The sequence below is a fragment of the Bradyrhizobium nivariense genome (assembly GCF_029846695.2).
In the GTDB taxonomy this organism is placed as follows: domain Bacteria; phylum Pseudomonadota; class Alphaproteobacteria; order Rhizobiales; family Xanthobacteraceae; genus Bradyrhizobium.
The window spans coordinates 124,903-142,973 of the sequence record NZ_JARWCR020000009.1 but is presented as its reverse complement, the minus strand read 5'-3'; the positions used below and the strand labels follow the sequence as shown (position 1 = coordinate 142,973).

The following is an 18,071-nucleotide window of genomic DNA, read 5'->3' as shown; positions in this document are numbered from 1 at the left end:
CCTCATGCGCAATCGATCATATCGCAGCCGGTCAATGGCGATCGGTGCGAGCGTTCATCGTAACCAACGAGGGTTGCCATGCTTGACAGGGATAAGCGGACATCCACTTCCGTTTCAACGGGAACGGAAGCCAAAGCGGACGTCAGGTCGACCAAAAAGCTGAGCCGGCGCACGCTGTTGAAGGGCGCCGCCGCGGTCGCGGGTGCAGCCGCAGGGTCGGACGCGATCCGCGGATTCCCGACCATCTGGGCGCAGGAGATCAAGGACATCGAGCTGCGTCATGTCGGCGTGTCCTATTCGGTGGTGAAGGCGATCGGCGACCAGGCCGCCAAGGATCTCGGCTTCAAGGTGACGATGCAGAACCTCGACACCTCCGCCGCCATCAACCGCTTCATAAGTCAGCCTAATACGGTCGATATCGCCGACCTCGAGGGCTGGCAGGCGAAGCTCGCCGCCAAGCGCGGCGTGATCCAGGGCATCGAGGTCAGGAAGGTCAAGGAATTCGACAGCATCCTGCCGATCTTCACCAAGGGCGAGATTGACGGCCACAAGATCCCGCGCCAGGGCATCTCGCCCTACGAGGCCATGTATATCGCCAAGCCCGACGCGACCGACCTCAACGACGGCGTCACCGAATGGGCGACGTTCCTGCCGCAGGTCTACAACGCCGACTCCATCGGCTATCGGCCCGACCTCGTCGGTCATGAAGTGACCGAATGGAAGGATCTGATCGATCCCAAATTCAAAGGCAAGGCCGCGATCCTCGACGTGCCCGCGATCGGCATCATGGACGCGGCGCTCTGCTTCGAGAGCGCGGGCCTGATCAAGTATGGCAACAAGGGCAACATGACCAAGGAAGAGATCGACTTCACCTGCAACAAGCTGATCGAGCTGAAGAAGCAGGGCCAGTTCCGCGCGACCTGGACCACCTTCGATCAGTCCGTGCAGCTGATGGCGGCAGGCGAAGTGGTCATCCAGTCGATGTGGTCGCCGGCGGTCGCCGCGGTACGCGTGAAGGAAATCCCCTGCGTCTACGCGCCGGTCAATATCAAGAACGGCAAGGAAGGCTATCGCGGCTGGTGCAATGGCATGGGCCTGATGAAGCACCTCTCCGGCAAGAAGCTGGACGCCGCCTACGAATATCTCAACTGGTATCTGTCGGGCTGGCAGGGCGGCTTCGTCGCGCGCTACGGCTATTACAGCCCGGTGCCGTCGACCGCGAAGAAATTCCTCACGCCGGCCGAATGGGCGTTCTGGTACGAGGGCCAGCCCGCGCCGGAGGTGGTGAACGATCCCTACGGTGTGCCGATGGAGAAGACCGGCACCAAGCGCGACGGCGGCTCCTTCCTCGATCGCGTCAAGAACATCTCCTGCTGGAACACGCTGATGGACGAAGCCGCCTACATGAACAAGCGCTGGAACGACTTCAAGGTGGCGTGAAACCTGCTTTCCCTGACCTAACGAAGCACCGGCGCGTGACGTGCGCCGGTGCGAGAACGCCGACTTCGAGGCATTCGTCACTATGCAGCCCAGTCCAAATCCATCGCGCGCAAATATTGCCGGCTGGCTTTATGTGTCGCCGCTGATAGCGGTGCTCCTGCCGTTCTTCGTGGCGCCGATCCTGGTCGTGCTGGCCGCGAGCTTCTTTGCCACCGACGGTTTTGGCGGGCTGACGCCGGGCTTCACGCTCGCGAGCTATGTCGAGGTGCTGCATTCGACGCTGACGCTGAAGCTCTATCTGGCGACGATCAAGTTCACGGTGCTGACCTGGATCTTCACGCTGATCATCGGCTTTTTCGTCGCCTATTTCCTGGTGTTTCATGTCCGTAACCAGTTGCTCGCGATCGGCCTGTTCCTGCTGTGCACGGTGCCGTTCTGGACCTCGAACATCATCCGGATGATCTCCTGGATCCCGCTGCTCGGCAAGGAAGGCTTGATCAATCAGGCGCTGCTGGGAATGGGCGTGATCCGCCAGCCGCTGGAAGTGCTGCTGTTCTCGGACCTCGCGGTGGTCATCGCCTATGTCCACCAGCTCACCATCTTCATGATCGTGCCGATCTTCAACTCCATGGCGCGGATCGACAAGAAGCTGATCGAGGCCGCGATCGACGCCGGCGCCAGCCGTTTCGACATCATGCGGCTGATCGTGGTGCCGATGTCCAAGAGCGGCATCGCGCTGGGCACCATCTTCGTGGTCTCGATCGTGATGGGCGACTTCTTCGTGGTCAAGGTGATGTCCGGTGGCGGCTCGGCCTCGGTGGTGAGCGCGTTCTACGAGGACGTCGGCGTGCTGCAATATCCGACCGCGGCCGCGAGCGCGGTGTTGCTGACGCTAGTGCTGGTCGCGATCGTCTCGCTGATCCTGCGCACCGTCGACATCCGGCAGGAGATCACGCGATGAGCGCGGTCTTGGTCGACATGCCCGAGACCGTTGCGCCGGCAACGACCAAAGCGATCGCGCCGAGCAAGGGCGGTCGTCCCTGGACCTTCTACGTTCTCGCGATGCTGTTTGCGCTCTATGTGCTCGCGCTCTACGGCCCGATGTTCTGCATCTACATCCTGTCATTTCAGGATATCCGCGGCGGCCTCGTGTTCCCGATGAAGGGGCAGTCGATGCACTGGTTCGTGGATCTCTTCACCCAGGTGCGGACCGGTGACGTCAAGGGCTCGTTCGACCGCTCGATCAAGCTCGCCGTCATCGTCACCATCATCACGGTGGTGGTCTCGTTCCTCGCCGGGCTCGGCTTTCGCAAGCGCTTTCGGGGCGACACCGCTGTGTTCTACATGATGATCGGAAGCCTGGTCGCGCCGGGTCTCGTGCTCGGCCTTGGCACTGGCCTGCTGTTCCAGGCGCTCGGGCTCAATGCGAGCTGGTACACCTCGGCGCTGGGTGCGCAGCTGTCCTGGACGCTGCCCTTCGGCGTGCTGGTGATGTTCGCGGTGATGTCGCGCTTCGATCACGTCTGGGAGGAGGCGGCTTACGATCTCGGCGCCAGCCGCTGGCAGTCGATCCGACTGGTGATGATCCCGGTGCTCGCGCCCGGCCTGGTTGCGGTGGCACTGTTCGGCTTCACGCTGTCTTATGATGAGTTCGCGCGCAGTCTCCAGACCGCGGGCTCGCTCAACACGCTGCCGCTCGAGATCTGGAGCATGACGCTGAACGTCACCTCGCCGTCGCTCTACGCGCTCGGCACGGTAACGACCATCGTCTCCTTCATCGTCATCGGCGCGAGCCTGGGCAGCATCGTGCTGATCCAGAAGAAACGCGGCAGCCGTACAAAGGGTTGAGCTGGGAATGAAGAGCGATCGCGGCGATATCGAACTGGCGGGCGTGTGCAAGAGCTTTGACGGCGCGACCAACGTGGTTGACGGCGTCAACCTCAGGATCGCCGACGGCGCCTATTGCTGCTTCATCGGTCCGTCGGGCTGCGGCAAGACCACGATTTTGCGCATGATCGCCGGCCATGAAGATCCGACCGCCGGGGAGATCGTCATCGGCGGGCAGAACGTCGTCGGGCTCGCGCCGGTGCAGCGGCGCACCGCGATGATGTTCCAGTCCTATGCGCTGTTCCCGCATCTCACGGTGCGCGAGAACATCGCTTTTGCGCTGCGCGTGCGCGGCATGTCGAAGGCGGACCGGCTGCGCGCCGCTGACGCCATGATCGAGAAGGTGCGGCTGACGCAATTCGCCGACCGGTTGCCGGCGCAGCTCTCGGGCGGCCAGCAGCAGCGCGTGGCGCTCGCGCGCGCCGCGATCACCGAACCGCGGGTGCTGCTGCTCGACGAGCCGCTGTCGGCGCTCGACGAGCAGCTCCGCGTGCAGATGCGCCAGGAGCTGCGGCGGATGCAGCAGGAGCTCGGCATCACCTTCATCCACGTCACCCACACCCAACTTGAGGCGATCGCGCTGGCCGATCTCGTGGTGGTGATGGAACAGGGCAGGATCAAGCAGGCGGGCGCGGCGCGCGACGTCTACGCGCATCCGCACGACCGCTATGTCGCCGAATTCATGGGCGGCCAGAACGTGCTGTCGGGGCGGGTGGAGAAGGTCAATGGTGCGAGCTTTACGCTGGCGCAGGCGGCCCCTGATGGCATCGAGGTGCCCCTTCAGGCGCGCTCGACCGTCAGCGTCGGCGACAAGGTCGATATCGCGGTGCGCCGCGACGACGTCGCGCTGGTGCGGCCGGGGAAGGAGCTGCCGCCCGGCTGCACCAATTCGCTGCCGAGCCGCGTGCTCGCAATCGAATACCAGGGCTATTTCGTCAAGGTCATGCTCGATACCGTGCCGGACGACGCGTTCGTCGCCTACGTGCCGGAAAAGACCTTCTTCGCGGATCCCTTCACCGTCGGCGATGTCGTGTTGGCCACCTGGGCCACCGGCAGCGCCCTTCCACTCGCCTAAGAGAGCCGTCGCGCACAGGGAGTTCGATCGTGCAGATATCCTTCACACTCAACGGACGGCCAACCACTGTCGATGTCGAGCCGGCGACGCTCGTCGCCGAGCTGCTGCGCGAGCGGCTCAACCTCACCGGCACTCATATTGGCTGCGACACCAGCCAGTGCGGTGCCTGCGTGGTGCATCTCAATGGCTTGCCGGTGAAAAGCTGCACGCTGCTGGCACCCGCGCTCGACGGCGCGACGTTGCTCACCATTGAAGGTCTCCAGGGCGCACCTGGTTCGAACCGGCTGCATCCGATGCAGGAGGCGTTTCGCGAGCATCACGGCCTGCAATGCGGCTTTTGCACGCCCGGCATGCTGATGACCGCCGTGGCGCTTGCAGCGGAGAAGCCGGGCCTGACGGAGGCCGATGTCCGTCACGGCCTCGAAGGCAACATCTGCCGCTGCACCGGCTACCAGAACATCGTCGTCTCGGTGATGGCAGGCGCTGCCGCCATGAACGCCGCCAAGGGAGAGTGACCATGGGCAATGTGATCGGGATCGGCGCCTCACCGAAACGGAAGGAAGACCAGCGTTTCCTCACCGGGCGCGGCAATTACGTCTCCGACATCAAGCGTCCCGGCGTGACAGCGGGCGTGTTTGTGCGCTCGCCGCATGGGCATGCGATCCTGCGCGGGATCGACAAAGCTGAGGCGCTTGCGGCCCCCGGCGTCGTCGCCGTGCTGACCGGCGAGGATGTCGCGGCCGACAAGCTGGGCTCGTTGCCCTGCGGCTGGGGCATCTCGGACGCCAAAGGCGTGCCGATGAAGGAGCCGCCATTCCCGATGCTGGCGCAAGGCAAGGTGCGTTTCGTCGGCGACATGGTGGCCTTTGTGATCGCGGAGACGCCGGAGCAGGCCGACGCGGCAGCCGAACTGCTGAAGGTCGATTACGAGGTGCTGCCCTCCGTGGTCGGCGTGCTCGAAGCTATCAGGCCGGGCGCGCCGCAATTGTTCGACGACGTGCCGAACAACCTCTGCTGCGACTGGGAGCTCGGCGACAAGGCCGCCGTCGAGACCGCGTTCCGCAAGGCCGCGCATGTCGCAAAACTCAGCCTGGTCAACAACCGCCTGATCGGCAACCCGATGGAGCCACGTGCGGCGATCGCCGAATATGAGCCCGGAACGGATCGCTTCACGCTGTGGACCACCAGCCAGTTCCCGCACGTCGTGCGCTTCCTGATGGGCGCGCTGGTGCTCAACATCCCGCAGCACAAGCTGCGCGTGGTCGCGCCCGATGTCGGCGGCGGCTTTGGCGTCAAGCAGTTCCATTACGGCGAGGAAGCCGTGATCACTTGGGCCGCCAAGCGCGTGATGCGGCCGATCAAGTGGGTCGCGAGCCGCTCGGAAGGCTACGTGTCCGATCGGCATGGCCGCGATCACGTCACCGAGGCCGAGCTCGCACTTGACGAAAACGGAAAGTTCCTGGCCTTCCGCGTCAAGACGCTCGCCAATATGGGCGGCTACCTCTCGACCTTCGGGCCGAACATCCCGACCAATCTGTACGGACCGTTGCTCGGCGGCGTCTACATGACGCCGGCGATCTACTGCAATGTGAAGGTGGTCTTCACCAACACCGTTCCGGTCGACGCCTATCGCGGCGCGGGCAGGCCCGAGGCGACCTTCGTGCTGGAGCGCATCGTCGACGTCGCGGCCGCCGAGATGGGGATCGATCGCGTCGAGCTCCGCCGCCGCAACATGATCCCGAAGGAAGCCTATCCGTACCAGACGCCCGTGCTGGTGCAGTACGATTCCGGCGATCCGATGGGCTGCCTCGACGGCGCGCTGGTAGCCGCCGACGTCAAGAACTTCGGCGTGCGCAAGGCGGGCTCGGCCAGCAAGGGCAAGTTCCGCGGGCTCGGCTACTCGACTTATGTCGAAGCCTGCGGCCTTGCGCCGTCGCGCTTCGCGGGCCGGCTCGGTGCACGCGGTGGTCTTTACGAGAGCGCCACGGTGCGCGTGCATCCGACCGGTCAGGTCACGGTCATGATCGGCACCCACAACCACGGCCAGGGCCATGAGACGACCTTTGCGCAGATCGTCTCGGAAAAGCTCGGCGTCCCCTTTGAGAACGTCGACATCGTGTTCGGTGATACCGATCGCGTGCAGTTCGGCATGGGCACCTATGGCTCGCGCTCGCTGGTGGTCGGCGGCGCCGCACTATCGAAGGCAACCGACAAGGTGGTCGCGAAGGGCAAGAAGATCGCGGCCCATCTGCTCGAGGCTGCCGAGGTGGATATCCAGTTCGAGGCCGGCAAGTTCTCGGTCGCGGGCACCGACCGCACCAAGACGTTCGAGGCGATCGCAGGCGCGGCCTATGTACCGCATGACTATCCGCTCGAGGTGCTGGAGCCGGGACTGGAAGAGCAGGCCTATTACGACCCCGTCAATTTCACCTATCCCGGCGGCTGCCACATCGCCGAGGTCGAGGTCGACCCGGAGACCGGCACGGTGACGCTCGTCGATTACACGGCGGTGGACGACGTCGGCACAGTCATCAATCCGATGATCGTCGAGGGCCAGTTGCACGGCGGCATCGTGCAGGGCGTCGGCCAGGCGCTGTACGAGAACGCGGTCTATGATGAGGGCTCGGGCCAGCTGCTCTCGGGCTCGCTGATGGACTACTGCATGCCGCGCGCCGACCACATGCCGATGATGAAAATCGCGACCCATTCGACGCTGTGCACGCACACGCCGATGGGCGTGAAGGGCTGCGGCGAGGTCGGCACCATCGGTTCGCCGGCCGCCGTCATCAACGCGGTGGTGGATGCGCTGTCGCATCTCGGCGTCACCCATGTCGACATGCCGGCGACGCCGAACCGGATCTGGCGCCTGCTGCAAAACGCGTCGCTGCCGGTCGCCGCGGAATAGGGAGGACAACCATGAAACCGTTTGCCTATCACCAGCCGGACCAAATTCCTGACGCTGCAAAACTGCTGACCTCGATCGAGGACAGCAAGCTCATCGCCGGCGGCATGACGCTGATCCCGACGCTGAAGCAGCGGCTGGCAAGTCCCGTGGCGCTGGTCGATCTCTCAAAGCTGCCAAATCTCAAAGGCATTACCGATGATGGCGCCACGATCACCATCGGTGCGATGACGCCGCATGCGGTGGTGGCTGCCTCGAAGCTCGTACAGACAAAAATCCCCGGGCTAGCCGCGCTGGCCTCGATGATCGGTGATCCCGCCGTGCGCAGTCGTGGAACCATCGGCGGTTCGGTCGCCAACAACGATCCGGCAGCGGATTATCCGGCCGGCGTCGTCGGTCTCGGCGCCACCATCGTCACGAACGCGCGCGAGATCGGAGCCGACAAGTTCTTCCTCGGCCTGTTCGAGACCGCGCTCGAGCCGGGCGAGATCATCATGGCGATCCGCTTTCCGGTGCCGCTCAAGGCCGGCTACGCAAAATTCAAGGCGCCGGCGTCGCGGTATGCGCTGGTCGGCGTGTTCGTCGCGAAATTTGCCGATGACGTCCGCGTGGCCGTGACCGGAGCGGGCTCCGGCGTGTTCCGCGTTCCTCCGATGGAGGAGGCGCTGTCGCAAAATTTCGATCCGTCCGCGATCGCGGCGATCAAGATCGATACCGACGGCCTTACCTCCGACATCCACGCCGAAGCCGACTATCGTGCGCATCTCGTCACGGTCATGGCCAAGCGCGCCGTCGACGCGGCGCTCTGCTAGCTTTTTAAGGTTGATGATGACTGATGGTTCTGGCCGAGCGGCGTTCCCGCCGGCGCCGACTGGCCTTGGCGCGCTTTCTGCAACCGAGATCATGGCCGGCTACCGGCGCAAGGCGTTCACCCCGCGCGATGTCGTCGACGACACCATCGCCGCGCTCGAGGCGACGAACGAGGCCTGCAACGCGGTGGTGACGCCGATGTACGAGCAGGCGAGGGCGGAGGCCGATCGTCTCACCAGGGAGATGCACGCCGGCGATGCCAAGGGCTCGCTCGCCGGGGTGCCGGTCACGATCAAGGACCTCGTCTTCGTCGCGGGTGTGCCGGCCTATGGCGGCTCGCCGATGAACAAGGCATTCGTGCCCGATGTCGACGCGGCGGTCGTGTCGGCGCTGAAGGCGTCCGGTGCCATCGTCACCTGCAAGACCACGACCTGCGAGTCCGGTTACAAGCTTACGGCGGACAGCCCCGTCACCGGCACCACGCGAAACCCCTGGAATCCTGGTCGCACGAGCGGCGGATCGAGCGGCGGCGCGGCGGCGGGCGTTGCCGCGGGCTGTGGCCCGATTGCGATCGGCACCGACGGCGTCGGCTCGATCCGCGTGCCGTCGTCGTTCTGCGGCGTGTTCGGGCTCAAGCCGACCTTTGGCCTCGTGCCACGCTCGCCCGGGTTCTCGCCGCCATCATGGGCTTCACTTGCGCATACCGGACCGATCACGCGGACGGTCGCGGATGCCGCGCTGACGCTGGAGATCATCGCGGGCTACGATCCGCGCGATCCCGCGAGCTTGCCGGTGGCGCCGCGGCGGTTTGACACCAATGCCAAGTCTTTGAACGGCATTCGCATCGGCGCCAGCGTCGATCTCGGCTATGCCGCCGTCAGCCCCGACGTGCGCGCGGCATTCGGCAAGGCGCTCGCCATTCTCGACGCCTGCGGCGCGCGGGTCACCATCGACGGCCCGGGCCTCGATCCCGGCATCCTGGAGCACACGCTGAAGCCGATCGCCTTCACCGAACAGGCCGCGGCAGTTGCGACCAAGACCACGGTCGATCTGGCCGGCTCCGAAGCCGACTATCGCGATGTCATCGCTGCCGGCCGCCATTACAGCGGCACAGACTATATCGAAGCCGGCTACCGCCGCGGCCAGGCGCGCAGTGCTTTCGTAAAATTGTTCGAGCGCGTCGATGCGCTGGTAACGCCGACGGTCGCGGTGACCGCGTTCGAAGCCGGCCAGATCGGTGTCGACACGATCGACGGCAGCAGGGTCGATCCGCATCTGGGCTGGTCGCCCTTCACCTGGCCGATCAATCTCGCCGGTCTTCCGGCGGCGACGCTGCCCTGCGGCTTCGATCGCGAGGGAATGCCGATTGGTCTCCAGATCGTCTCGCCCTGGCTCGACGAGCCCACGATCTTCCGCATTGCTGCCGCGTTCGAAGCGGCGCAACCTTGGGCAAAGTTCTGGCCGCAGGTCGCGGTGCGCTCCTTCGCCCCGCTTGCGGGGAGAGGGGTGGGGTGAGGGGAGTCTCCGCGAGTCCAACTGATGGTGGCTAAGACAACTCGATCGGCCCGCCGCGGCCGCTGAGCTCTTCGTCGAGGCGGAGATAGTGCGCGAGATAATCGTGCAGCGCGGTCGCTGCTTTCGAGGTCGCGCCGCTCGACTTGTAAAGCAGCAGCTCGATCTTCGGCAGCGGCGGCAGGCCCTCGTTCGGGCCGATCTCGCGCATCGCCGGCACCAGCGCGCTGCGGCCGAGCACGGTAACAGCCATGCCCGCGAAGGCCGCGGCCTGGAGGCCGCCGACGCTTTCGCTGACGCAGGCGATGCGCCAGCGCAGACTTGCACGCTCCAGCGTATCAATGGCGTAGTCGCGATAGATGTTGCCGGGCGGCAATAGTGCGAGCGGGATCGGGCGCTCCTGGTCCGCAGCGGATTGCTCGCCGGTCATCCAGACCAACTGTTCGCGCCGCACCACCTGGCCGCCGGTGAAATCGTTCATGCGGGTGACGAGCGCGATGTCGACGTCGCCGCGCTTGACGAGGCCGACCAGCGGCGTCGAGAGCGCGCAATTCAGCTCGACCTGAACACGCGGAAAGGATTTTCGGAACACGCTGAGGATCTGCGGCAGCATGAACGCGGCATAGAGGTCGGGCGTTCCGAGCACGACCTGGCCTTCGATCTCCTGCGAGGCCAGTTGCGAAATCAGCTCGTCATGCAACCGCAGGATGGATTTGGCGTAGGTGAGAACCGTGGTGCCGTCCTCGGTCAGCATCAGCCGGCGGCCGGCGTGCTCGAACAATTGCTTGCCGGTGAGCTCCTCCAGCCGCTGCAGTTGCAGGGTGATGGCCGGCTGGGTGCGACCCAGCCGTCGCGCGGTCTCGGTGATGCTGCCGGTCTCGACCACGGAGATCAGCGACCGGAGCGTGCGGATGTCGAGACTGATGAGGTTCATGCGGCGTCCCTGTCGCCCAGAATTTATGCAAGTTCCATGCTAGGCGAGGGAGTCATCGGGAAGGCCCGGCCGCAGGCGGCTTTGTTCTCATCAATTTGGCGACCCGCATCGTGCCAGTCCAGCGTTGCTGGCATACGGAATATCGATTATCAGGCAGGCCGGCGCGCATGCCGCGCCCAACGAACATAAAAAGGGAGCACAAAGCATGAAAAAGATATCGCCAACGCGACGAGAGCTGCTCGCAATTGCCGCGGCCGCGAGTGCTGCTTCAATCGCGGAAGTTGCGCCGGCTTCGGCGCAGGCCGGGCCGAAGCCGCTCTTCCCGGTGCCGATTGTGGCGATCCCGATCGTCGGCGAAACCCAAGTGTTCCAGGTTCGCCGCATCTACTGCATCGGGCGCAACTATGCGGCGCACGCAATCGAGCGGGGTTCGGATCCGAACCGCGAGCCACCGTTCTTCTTCCAGAAGCCGACCGATGCGATCCAGAACGTCGCGATCGGCGAGGTCGCCGATCATCGCTATCCCTCGCTGACCAAGAACTACCACCATGAGGTCGAGCTGGTCGCCGCGCTGAAATCCGGCGGCTCCAACATCCCGGCCGAGAAGGCGCTCGACCATGTCTATGGCTACGCGCTCGGCCTCGACATGACCCGGCGCGATCTCCAGAACGGCATGGCCGCGGAAAAGAAGCCGTGGGAGATCGGCAAGAGCTTTGACCACGCCGCGGTGATCGGCCCGATCCATCCGGCCAGCAAGACCGGTCACTTCGAGAAGGGCGCCATTTCGCTGGCGATCAACGGGACGGTGAAGCAGAGCTCGGATCTCAGCAAGATGATCTGGAGCGTCGCCGAGCAGATCGCAAAGCTCTCGGAAGCCTTTGAGCTCAAGGCCGGTGACATCATCTATTCCGGCACCCCGGAGAATGTCGGCCCTGTGGTGAAGGGCGACGTGCTGCTGTGCAAGCTCGAGGGCCTGCCGGACATGTCGATCAAGATCGTCTGAGCGATCCGGCAGAGCTCCGACGAGATCGCCGCGGCGGGCGGCAAGAGCGTTTGGGATCTTTCGTTCATGCCGGCGGACGTCAAGCGCGAGCAGTTCGTCGACCAGGGGCCCGCTTATGTCGCGTATATGAGTGGTTATCTCGTGCGTGCCGGCTCGGACATCCGCTCCGTTGCGGATGTCGATCGCGCCGGACGACGGATCGGCTGCAGCGAGGGGACATCGACGTCACGCACGGTCGAGAAATCCCTGAAGCAGGCGAAGCTGACAAAGTTCGTGAAGCCGGAGGAGGCGGCCAAGGTCGCGCCGTAGTTGCCGATCTGCCTCCGCCGGGACCACGATCTGAAGGCGAAGGCCTTTGAATTGCCGGAGTTCCATCGGCGATTGCCCCGTGTTGGGCAACGAACAAACCTTGTGCGGCCATATTTGAGTAAGAGTGATCTCCGGTGAGGGAGGCGCTCCGATGAAGAAAGCTCTGATCATTGCCATCGTGATGCTGGCTAGTGTGCCTGCAAGCGCCGTTGCGCAGGAGCGCGCTGGGGCTGCGGCATTGGGCGCCGTGTCCGGCGCCGTCGTGCTGGGTCCGATCGGCGCGGTCGCGGGCGCTGTGGTCGGCTACACCGCCGGACCTTCGATCGCCCGGTCTTGGGGCGTGCGAGGTTCGCGCTCGGCGAGACATCGGCAGCTGCCGCGTCGCGAGGCGTACCGCGCGGCTGCGACCGGCGCTCCGCCGCGCACACGCGAGGCGATGGATGCGAACGGCCAGATGAGAGCTGCCGGCAATCCGCCGGTTCAAGCCGCGCCTGCGGCGCAGCCCGTTCAAGCTGCTCCTGCGGTGCCCGCGCAGACCACGACGCCGCCGGTTCAAGGATTCGACTGAGGTCAGCTTACGCCGCCGCCTTCGGCCGCAGCCGATCGACCGTCCGTGCGATCAGCGCCGCGACTTCCCCGACCTTCGGCCCGATCCGGAACTCAGGGCCAGCGACGACAACCGAGAGTCTGCGATCGCTGATCGGCAGCGGGATCGCTGCGCCGGCGAGATCGCGACTGTAGTCGCCAAAACTCTGACAATAGCCGCGCGCGATCGAATTGCGCAGCTCGGTCTCGACGGCTTCGATGCTGATCGGCGTTGATGGGCCGTACTGCTTGAACTCGATCTTGCGATAGATGGAGTCGCGCTCCTCGCGTGAATATTGCAGCAGCAGCGCGCGGCCGCTCGCGGTGGCATGAATAGGCACGCGATGGCCGATGGTGGCGAAATAGCGGATCGCGGCCTGGGACTCGACGACGTCGATGAAGACGGCCATCACGCCGGCCGGTGCCACGATCGAGGCGGTCTCGCCGGTCTCCGCCGAGAGGTCGGCGATCAGCGTGTGCGTCCAGGGCGGCAGCGGCTCGACCTCCGAGATCATCCGCGCCATCGCCAGCCAGCGCGGGGTCGGATAGAAGCCTGCGCGCGGCCGCGGTTCGTAGAGGTAGCCTTTCTCCGACAGCGTCGCGAGCAGGTTGAAGGTCGACGAGCGCGGCCAGCCGAAATGATCGGCGATCTCGGTAAGCGTCGCTGGCTTCCTCGTTTGCGCGAAGAACTCCATGATCTCCAGGACGTTTGCGGCTTGGCGAACGATCATGGTGAGACTTGCGTCCCGATCTAGGGCTGGCCGAGGATCTTCTTCGCGGCGCGAAGATGCGGCTTGTCAATCATCTGGCCGTCGAGGCGTAGCGTGCCGGAGTTCGGATTGCTCGCGAACGCCGCGATCACCTTCTCCGCCCAATTGCGCTCGGCCTCGGTCGGCTCGAACGCCGCGTTGACCACGTCGACATGCTTGGGATGGATCAGCGCTTTCGCCGAAAAACCGTCGCGCCGCGCCGCGCGCGTTTCCTGCTCGAGCCCCGTGAGATTGTCGATGTCGGTATAGACCGTGTCGATCGCCGCGACCTCGGCCGCGGCAGCCGCCATCAGGCAGAGATCGCGCGCCAGACGATAGGGGCTGTGGAATACGCCGCCTGACGCCTTCTCAGTAGCGCCGAGCGAGGCCGAAAGGTCTTCCGCGCCCCACATCAGGCCGGCGAGGCGAGGGGAGCAGCCCTTGTAGCTGCCAAGGCCGAAGATCGAGCCGGCGGTTTCGGTCGCGACGCAGACGATACGGGTCGAGCCGGCCGCGATAGCAGCCGCAGCTTCCAAAGCTTCGAGCCAGCTCGCGACTTGGCGTACGTCGTCGCCGCCTTGCGATTTCGGCAGCACGATGCCGTCGGGTTTGCCAGGCATCACCGCGGCGAGATCGGCGAGCGTCATGTCGGTGTCGAGGGCGTTGACGCGGACATAGAGCTGATGCGGGCCGCGGCGACCCCTGAGCATCGCGAGCGTGAGCCCGCGCGCCTCCGGTTTCTTGTCGGTGACGACGGAGTCCTCGAGATCGATGATCAGCGCGTCGGCATTGCCTTCGCTCGCCTTCTCGAATTTGCGCGGGGAATCGCCCGGCACGAACAGCATCGAACGCATCAGACCGGCCTCTTGTGCATCATCGCCATGCGGCGGCATTTTCCGACGATCTCGTCGTTCTGGTTAAGAGCGTGGTGCTCGAACTCGACGATGCCCGCCTTCGGGCGCGATTTGGATTCCCGCAACGAAAGCACCTTCGTCGTCGCCCGCAAGGTGTCGCCATGGAAGACCGGTTTTGGAAAAGTGACGTCGGTCATGCCGAGATTGGCGACGGTGGTACCCATGGTGGTATCATAGACCGTCATGCCGATCATGATGCCGAGGGTGTAAAGGCTGTTGAAAATGCGCTGGCCGAATTCGGTCTGGGCGGAGAAATGCGCGTCGATATGCAGCGGCTGCGGATTGAGCGTCAACAGGCTGAACATGGTGTTGTCCATTTCCGTGACGGTCCGGGTCAGCGGATGCCTGAACTCCTGTCCAACGGAAAAGTCTTCGAAATAAAGTCCGGCCATCGCGGTTTCCTCCCTGTGCCCTACGTTTTGGCCAGCGCCCGCGCTTTAAGGCGGCGCTGCCAGGTGAACTGCTTTTTGCTGCGCAAGCGCTTCGATCTCGTCCGCAGAGAACCCGGCCTCGCGCAAGATGTCGCGGCCGTGCTGGCCGAGCGTCGGTGCGGGGCCTGCGGGCTCCGGCTGGGTCACACTCCAAGTCGAGGGCACGCCCATCTGGCGGATGCGGCCTTCCACGGGGTGATCCACCGTCTTGAAGAATCCGACCGCGTTGAGATGCGGGTCGTCCAGGATCGTCTCCAGCGTATGCATCGGCATCACCGGAATGTCGGCGCGCTCCAGGAGTTCACGCCACTCCGCGGTGCTGCGTGTCAGGAAGATGTGGCCGATCTCCTCGTAGATCTCGTCGATATGCCTGGTGCGCGCGGCGTGGTTGGCAAAGCGCGGCTGTTCCAGAAATTCCGGCTGCCCGATCGCCTCGAAGAAGCTGCGCCATTGCTTGTCGTTGTAGATGAGGACGCAGAGATAGCCGTCGCTGGTCTGGTAGGGTTTTCGATAGCGCGAGAGCAGGCGGGCGTAGCCGCCATGGTCGAGCGGCGGGTCGTAGGTCAGTCCGCCCAAATGATCGACCAGCACAAACTCCGTCATGGACTCGAACATCGGCACGTCGATGCGTTGGCCGATGCCGGTGCGCTGCTGGTGCATCAGTCCGCCCATGATCGCATTGACCATCATCAGTCCGACGATACGGTCAGCGATGGTGACGGGAACGTAGCGTGGCGTGCCGTCGCCGGCCGCGGCGAGCAGCGTAGGAATGGTGGCGGCGCCCTGGATCAGATCGTCATAGGCGGGTTTCGCGGCATAGGGGCCGGACTGGCCGTAGCCGAAGGCGCCGACATAGACGAGGGCCGGATTGATCTCGCGAAGCGTCTCGTAGTCGAGGCCGAGCCGCGCCATCGCCTGCGGGCGCACATTATAGACGAGTGCGTTGGCGCGCTTGGCGAGCCGCAGCAGCGTCTCGCGGCCTTCCTTCTTCTTGAGGTCGAGGACGATGCTGCGCTTGCCGCGGTTGGCGTTGAGAAACATCCCACCCATGCCGGGCGTGCGGCCGGGACCGATCTGGCGAACGATGTCACCCTCGGGGCTTTCGACCTTGATGATTTCAGCGCCCATGTCCGCCAGCACCTGGGTGCCATAGGGCCCCATCAAGACGGAGGTCAGGTCGAGAATGGTGATGCCGGCGAGCGGTCCCATAGAGCCTCGTTGGTCGTATTCATATACGTGGAGTTAGAATTCATAAATTGGTGCTGTCAATTCAGAGACCTCGCGGCCCGGTGCATGCCCATGTATTATTCATATACTTGACAGATAAGTTCACATATATGTATTTTAACTCAAGCAAGAATTGGAGCGGGGGCTGGGCGGTCGGCAGCGACAGGCTGACGACCGTCGGCATAGGGACGGCAGGCGGTGTCAGCTTCGGCAGCTTCATCGTCGCGTACTCGATCAATCAATAGGTCTGGGACAAATTGCCGGGCGACCTGAAGAAGGCGATGGACGAGGCGTCGGAAGCGATCACGCCAAAGGCCTGTGCCGATGTCGACAGCGAGCAGGACGTCACGCGGCTCCCAATAAGGAGATCAAGAACATGGATTTCGCGCTCACAGATCAGCAGGAAGCCATTCGCGACGCCATCGCAAAGATCTGCGAAGGCTTTGACGATGCCTATTGGCTGAAAAAGGACCACGACGGCGGCTTTCCACACGACTTCCACAAGGCGCTGGCCGACGCCGGCTGGCTCGGCATCTGCGTGCCGGAGGCCTATGGCGGCTCCGGGCTCGGCATCACCGAAGCCGCGATCATGATGCGCGCGATCGCGGAATCCGGCGCCGGCATGTCCGGCGCATCCGCCGTGCACATCAACGTGTTCGGGCTCAATCCCGTCGTCGTGTTCGGCACGGAGGAACAGCGCAAGCGCATGCTGCCGCCGATGGTCGAGGGGCGCGAGAAGGCGTGCTTTGCCGTCACCGAGCCCAACACCGGCCTCAACACCACCCAGCTCAAGACCCGCGCGGTGGCCAAGAACGACCGCTATATCGTTAACGGCCAGAAGGTGTGGATCTCGACCGCCCAGGTTGCGCACAAAATCCTGTTGCTGGCGCGTACCACGCCGCTGGAGGAGGTGCGCTCGCCGACGCATGGGCTGAGCCTGTTCTACACGGACTTCGACCGCAAGAAGATCAAGGTCCACGAGATCGAGAAGATGGGCCGCAAGGTCGTCGATTCCAACGAGCTGTTCTTCGAGGACTTTGAAATCCCGATGGAGGACCGTATCGGCGAAGAGGGCCGCGGCTTCCAATACATCCTCGAAGGCATGAACCCCGAGCGTATCCTGATCGCGGCGGAAGCGGTCGGCCTCGGCAAGCTCGCGCTGTCGCGCGCGACCGAATACGCCAAGACCCGAATCGTGTTCAACCGGCCGATCGGCAAGAACCAGGGCATTCAGCATCCGCTGGCCGTAAACTGGGTCGAGCTCGAGGCGGCCTGGCTGATGGTGATGTCGGCGGCCTGGCAATACGACAAGGGCATGCCCTGCGGCGGCGCCGCCAATGCCGCGAAATACATTGCGGGTGAGGCCGGATATCACGCCTGCGAGCAGGCGGTGATGACCCATGGCGGCTTCGGCTATGCCAAGGAGTTCCACGTCGAGCGCTACTTGCGCGAAGTTCTGATCCCGCGCATCGCGCCGGTCAGCCCGCAGCTCGCGCTCAGTTTTATCGCGGAAAAGGTGCTTGGACTGGCCAAGTCATACTAAGCAAGTCGTACTAGGTCAGCGATTTCTTGGTTCGAATCATATCAGGTGGCCTCGGCGAGTTTGTAGGACCAGGTATGGACGACGGGATGGCGATTGATGTCATCAACTCCAGCCATGACGCGCTCTTTGAGTTCGTGCTTTGATGTGACCCGGATGTGACGCAGGACGGAGCGGGCGAACTTGGAGAAGAAGCCCTCGATGAGGTTGAGCCAGGAGCCGTGTTTGGGCGTGAAGGTAAACTGGAAGCGGCCTGCCGGTCGTGTGTCGAGCCAGGTTCTGGTTTCTCTCGAGATGCGAGGATCAACTTGATCGCGGTCTTGGCCGGATAGGAGCATCGAGGAGCTTGAGGAATTCGATGAACTCTCGGCTGCGGTGGCGGTCTTTGACGAGCGCGTGGACCTTCCCGGTGAGCAGGTCAATCCCCGCCAACAGGCTGAGCGTGCCGTGACGTTTGTACTCATGATCGCGCGCGAAGGTCGCATGCACGCCCGGCACTGGCGGCAGATCCGGTGCTGTCGTCGCGATCGCCTGGATCCCCGGCTTCTCGTCGTAGGAGACGATCGCGACCGGCTTGTCCGATTTCTTCGACCGGACTACAAAAGCTATGCCGAGACGTTGTCGAGCGACCTCACCAGCGTCGACGTCGCTGCCGTTACGGCGGAGCTCTCGACCTACGAGGCGCAACTTACTGCGTCCTATTCGGCGCTTGGCAAGATCCTGAGTCTGAATCTTTCGAGCTATCTGAAATAG

General features: G+C 64.0%; 16 protein-coding genes and 3 pseudogenes. 13 read left to right on the top strand and 6 right to left on the bottom strand.

Translation table 11 applies throughout. The annotated features are described in order from the left end of the window. The first annotated feature begins 78 nt into the window (after nucleotides 1–78). The 8 genes from QCM77_RS10420 to QCM77_RS10385 all read left to right on the top strand — a co-directional run bounded on the left by QCM77_RS10420 (nucleotide 79) and on the right by QCM77_RS10385 (nucleotide 9,629). Complete coding sequence (locus QCM77_RS10420; protein ID WP_279683228.1) at nucleotides 79–1,440, top strand: ABC transporter substrate-binding protein; 1,362 nt, start codon at nucleotides 79–81, stop codon at nucleotides 1,438–1,440. Between the two features lie 82 nt (nucleotides 1,441–1,522). After that, the gene (locus tag QCM77_RS10415) at nucleotides 1,523–2,401 is read left to right on the top strand and encodes an ABC transporter permease (RefSeq protein ID WP_279659461.1); all 879 of its coding nucleotides are present in this window, start codon (nucleotides 1,523–1,525) and stop codon (nucleotides 2,399–2,401) included. After that, a complete protein-coding gene (locus QCM77_RS10410; RefSeq protein WP_279683226.1) occupies nucleotides 2,398–3,288 on the top strand; it encodes an ABC transporter permease in 891 nt (296 codons plus the stop codon). The genes QCM77_RS10415 and QCM77_RS10410 overlap by 4 nt, the downstream gene beginning before the upstream one ends. A gap of 7 nt (nucleotides 3,289–3,295) precedes the next feature. Further along, entirely contained in the window at nucleotides 3,296–4,402 is a 1,107-nt protein-coding gene (locus tag QCM77_RS10405; RefSeq protein WP_279683224.1) for an ABC transporter ATP-binding protein, read from the top strand. 29 nt (nucleotides 4,403–4,431) lie between these two features. Beyond that, a complete protein-coding gene (locus QCM77_RS10400) occupies nucleotides 4,432–4,917 on the top strand; it encodes a (2Fe-2S)-binding protein (RefSeq protein WP_279659464.1) in 486 nt (161 codons plus the stop codon). A 2-nt stretch (nucleotides 4,918–4,919) separates the two neighbouring features. After that, a complete protein-coding gene (locus QCM77_RS10395) occupies nucleotides 4,920–7,307 on the top strand; it encodes a xanthine dehydrogenase family protein molybdopterin-binding subunit (RefSeq protein ID WP_279683222.1) in 2,388 nt (795 codons plus the stop codon). An 11-nt stretch (nucleotides 7,308–7,318) separates the two neighbouring features. Beyond that, entirely contained in the window at nucleotides 7,319–8,116 is a 798-nt protein-coding gene (locus tag QCM77_RS10390) for an FAD binding domain-containing protein (RefSeq protein WP_279683220.1), read from the top strand. 16 nt (nucleotides 8,117–8,132) lie between these two features. Then, nucleotides 8,133–9,629, top strand: coding sequence for an amidase (locus QCM77_RS10385; RefSeq protein ID WP_279683218.1), 1,497 nt, complete (start codon nucleotides 8,133–8,135; stop codon nucleotides 9,627–9,629). A gap of 31 nt (nucleotides 9,630–9,660) precedes the next feature. Here the strand turns inward: QCM77_RS10385 and QCM77_RS10380 are convergent, their stop codons facing one another. Beyond that, nucleotides 9,661–10,560, bottom strand: coding sequence for a LysR substrate-binding domain-containing protein (locus QCM77_RS10380; protein ID WP_279659468.1), 900 nt, complete (start codon nucleotides 10,558–10,560; stop codon nucleotides 9,661–9,663). 205 nt (nucleotides 10,561–10,765) lie between these two features. Here QCM77_RS10380 and QCM77_RS10375 point away from each other — a divergent pair, with 205 nt between their 5' ends. The 3 genes from QCM77_RS10375 (at nucleotide 10,766) to QCM77_RS10365 (ending at nucleotide 12,440) form a co-directional block, all read left to right on the top strand. Next, nucleotides 10,766–11,563, top strand: a complete 798-nt coding sequence (locus QCM77_RS10375) for a fumarylacetoacetate hydrolase family protein (protein WP_279659469.1) — start codon at nucleotides 10,766–10,768, stop codon at nucleotides 11,561–11,563. Between the two features lie 66 nt (nucleotides 11,564–11,629). After that, nucleotides 11,630–11,872, top strand: coding sequence for a type 2 periplasmic-binding domain-containing protein (locus tag QCM77_RS10370; RefSeq protein ID WP_279659470.1), 243 nt, complete (start codon nucleotides 11,630–11,632; stop codon nucleotides 11,870–11,872). 151 nt (nucleotides 11,873–12,023) lie between these two features. After that, the gene (locus tag QCM77_RS10365) at nucleotides 12,024–12,440 is read left to right on the top strand and encodes a hypothetical protein (RefSeq protein ID WP_279659471.1); all 417 of its coding nucleotides are present in this window, start codon (nucleotides 12,024–12,026) and stop codon (nucleotides 12,438–12,440) included. Nucleotides 12,441–12,447: 7 nt separating this feature from the next. On the opposite strand, the gene QCM77_RS10360 is transcribed toward QCM77_RS10365, so the two are convergent. The 4 genes and pseudogenes from QCM77_RS10360 to QCM77_RS10345 form a co-directional block, all read right to left on the bottom strand. Continuing rightward, a complete protein-coding gene (locus QCM77_RS10360) occupies nucleotides 12,448–13,188 on the bottom strand; it encodes an IclR family transcriptional regulator (protein ID WP_279659472.1) in 741 nt (246 codons plus the stop codon). A 20-nt stretch (nucleotides 13,189–13,208) separates the two neighbouring features. Continuing rightward, complete coding sequence (locus QCM77_RS10355) at nucleotides 13,209–14,060, bottom strand: HpcH/HpaI aldolase/citrate lyase family protein (protein ID WP_279659473.1); 852 nt, start codon at nucleotides 14,058–14,060, stop codon at nucleotides 13,209–13,211. Beyond that, nucleotides 14,060–14,527, bottom strand: a pseudogene (locus tag QCM77_RS10350) (MaoC family dehydratase); the annotation flags it as partial. The pseudogene QCM77_RS10350 and the gene QCM77_RS10355, both read right to left, overlap by 1 nt. A 30-nt stretch (nucleotides 14,528–14,557) precedes the next feature. Continuing rightward, nucleotides 14,558–15,760 carry a CaiB/BaiF CoA transferase family protein gene (locus tag QCM77_RS10345; protein ID WP_279683217.1) on the bottom strand — a complete coding sequence of 401 codons (1,203 nt, stop codon included), beginning with the start codon at nucleotides 15,758–15,760 and terminating at the stop codon, nucleotides 14,558–14,560. A 394-nt stretch (nucleotides 15,761–16,154) separates the two neighbouring features. On the opposite strand from QCM77_RS10345, the gene QCM77_RS10340 reads away from it, so the two are divergent. After that, nucleotides 16,155–17,321, top strand: a complete 1,167-nt coding sequence (locus QCM77_RS10340) for an acyl-CoA dehydrogenase family protein (protein ID WP_279659475.1) — start codon at nucleotides 16,155–16,157, stop codon at nucleotides 17,319–17,321. Between the two features lie 41 nt (nucleotides 17,322–17,362). Here QCM77_RS10340 and QCM77_RS10335 read toward each other — a convergent pair. Next, nucleotides 17,363–17,891 (bottom strand): annotated as a pseudogene (locus QCM77_RS10335) (transposase); the annotation flags it as partial. Nucleotides 17,892–17,912: 21 nt separating this feature from the next. Here QCM77_RS10335 and flgL point away from each other — a divergent pair. After that, nucleotides 17,913–18,071, top strand: a pseudogene (gene flgL / locus QCM77_RS10330) (flagellin); the annotation flags it as partial.

Excerpts from the sequence above, each read along its gene's own strand:
- QCM77_RS10420 (WP_279683228.1), top strand. The coding sequence starts at position 79 with ATGCTTGACAGGGATAAGCGGACATCCACTTCCGTTTCAACGGGAACG.
- QCM77_RS10415 (WP_279659461.1), top strand. The coding sequence starts at position 1,523 with ATGCAGCCCAGTCCAAATCCATCGCGCGCAAATATTGCCGGCTGGCTT.
- QCM77_RS10410 (WP_279683226.1), top strand. The coding sequence starts at position 2,398 with ATGAGCGCGGTCTTGGTCGACATGCCCGAGACCGTTGCGCCGGCAACG.
- QCM77_RS10405 (WP_279683224.1), top strand. The coding sequence starts at position 3,296 with ATGAAGAGCGATCGCGGCGATATCGAACTGGCGGGCGTGTGCAAGAGC.
- QCM77_RS10395 (WP_279683222.1), top strand. The coding sequence starts at position 4,920 with ATGGGCAATGTGATCGGGATCGGCGCCTCACCGAAACGGAAGGAAGAC.
- QCM77_RS10390 (WP_279683220.1), top strand. The coding sequence starts at position 7,319 with ATGAAACCGTTTGCCTATCACCAGCCGGACCAAATTCCTGACGCTGCA.
- QCM77_RS10385 (WP_279683218.1), top strand. The coding sequence starts at position 8,133 with ATGACTGATGGTTCTGGCCGAGCGGCGTTCCCGCCGGCGCCGACTGGC.
- QCM77_RS10380 (WP_279659468.1), bottom strand. The coding sequence starts at position 10,560 with ATGAACCTCATCAGTCTCGACATCCGCACGCTCCGGTCGCTGATCTCC.
- QCM77_RS10375 (WP_279659469.1), top strand. The coding sequence starts at position 10,766 with ATGAAAAAGATATCGCCAACGCGACGAGAGCTGCTCGCAATTGCCGCG.
- QCM77_RS10370 (WP_279659470.1), top strand. The coding sequence starts at position 11,630 with ATGCCGGCGGACGTCAAGCGCGAGCAGTTCGTCGACCAGGGGCCCGCT.
- QCM77_RS10365 (WP_279659471.1), top strand. The coding sequence starts at position 12,024 with ATGAAGAAAGCTCTGATCATTGCCATCGTGATGCTGGCTAGTGTGCCT.
- QCM77_RS10360 (WP_279659472.1), bottom strand. The coding sequence starts at position 13,188 with ATGATCGTTCGCCAAGCCGCAAACGTCCTGGAGATCATGGAGTTCTTC.
- QCM77_RS10355 (WP_279659473.1), bottom strand. The coding sequence starts at position 14,060 with ATGCGTTCGATGCTGTTCGTGCCGGGCGATTCCCCGCGCAAATTCGAG.
- QCM77_RS10345 (WP_279683217.1), bottom strand. The coding sequence starts at position 15,760 with ATGGGACCGCTCGCCGGCATCACCATTCTCGACCTGACCTCCGTCTTG.
- QCM77_RS10340 (WP_279659475.1), top strand. The coding sequence starts at position 16,155 with ATGGATTTCGCGCTCACAGATCAGCAGGAAGCCATTCGCGACGCCATC.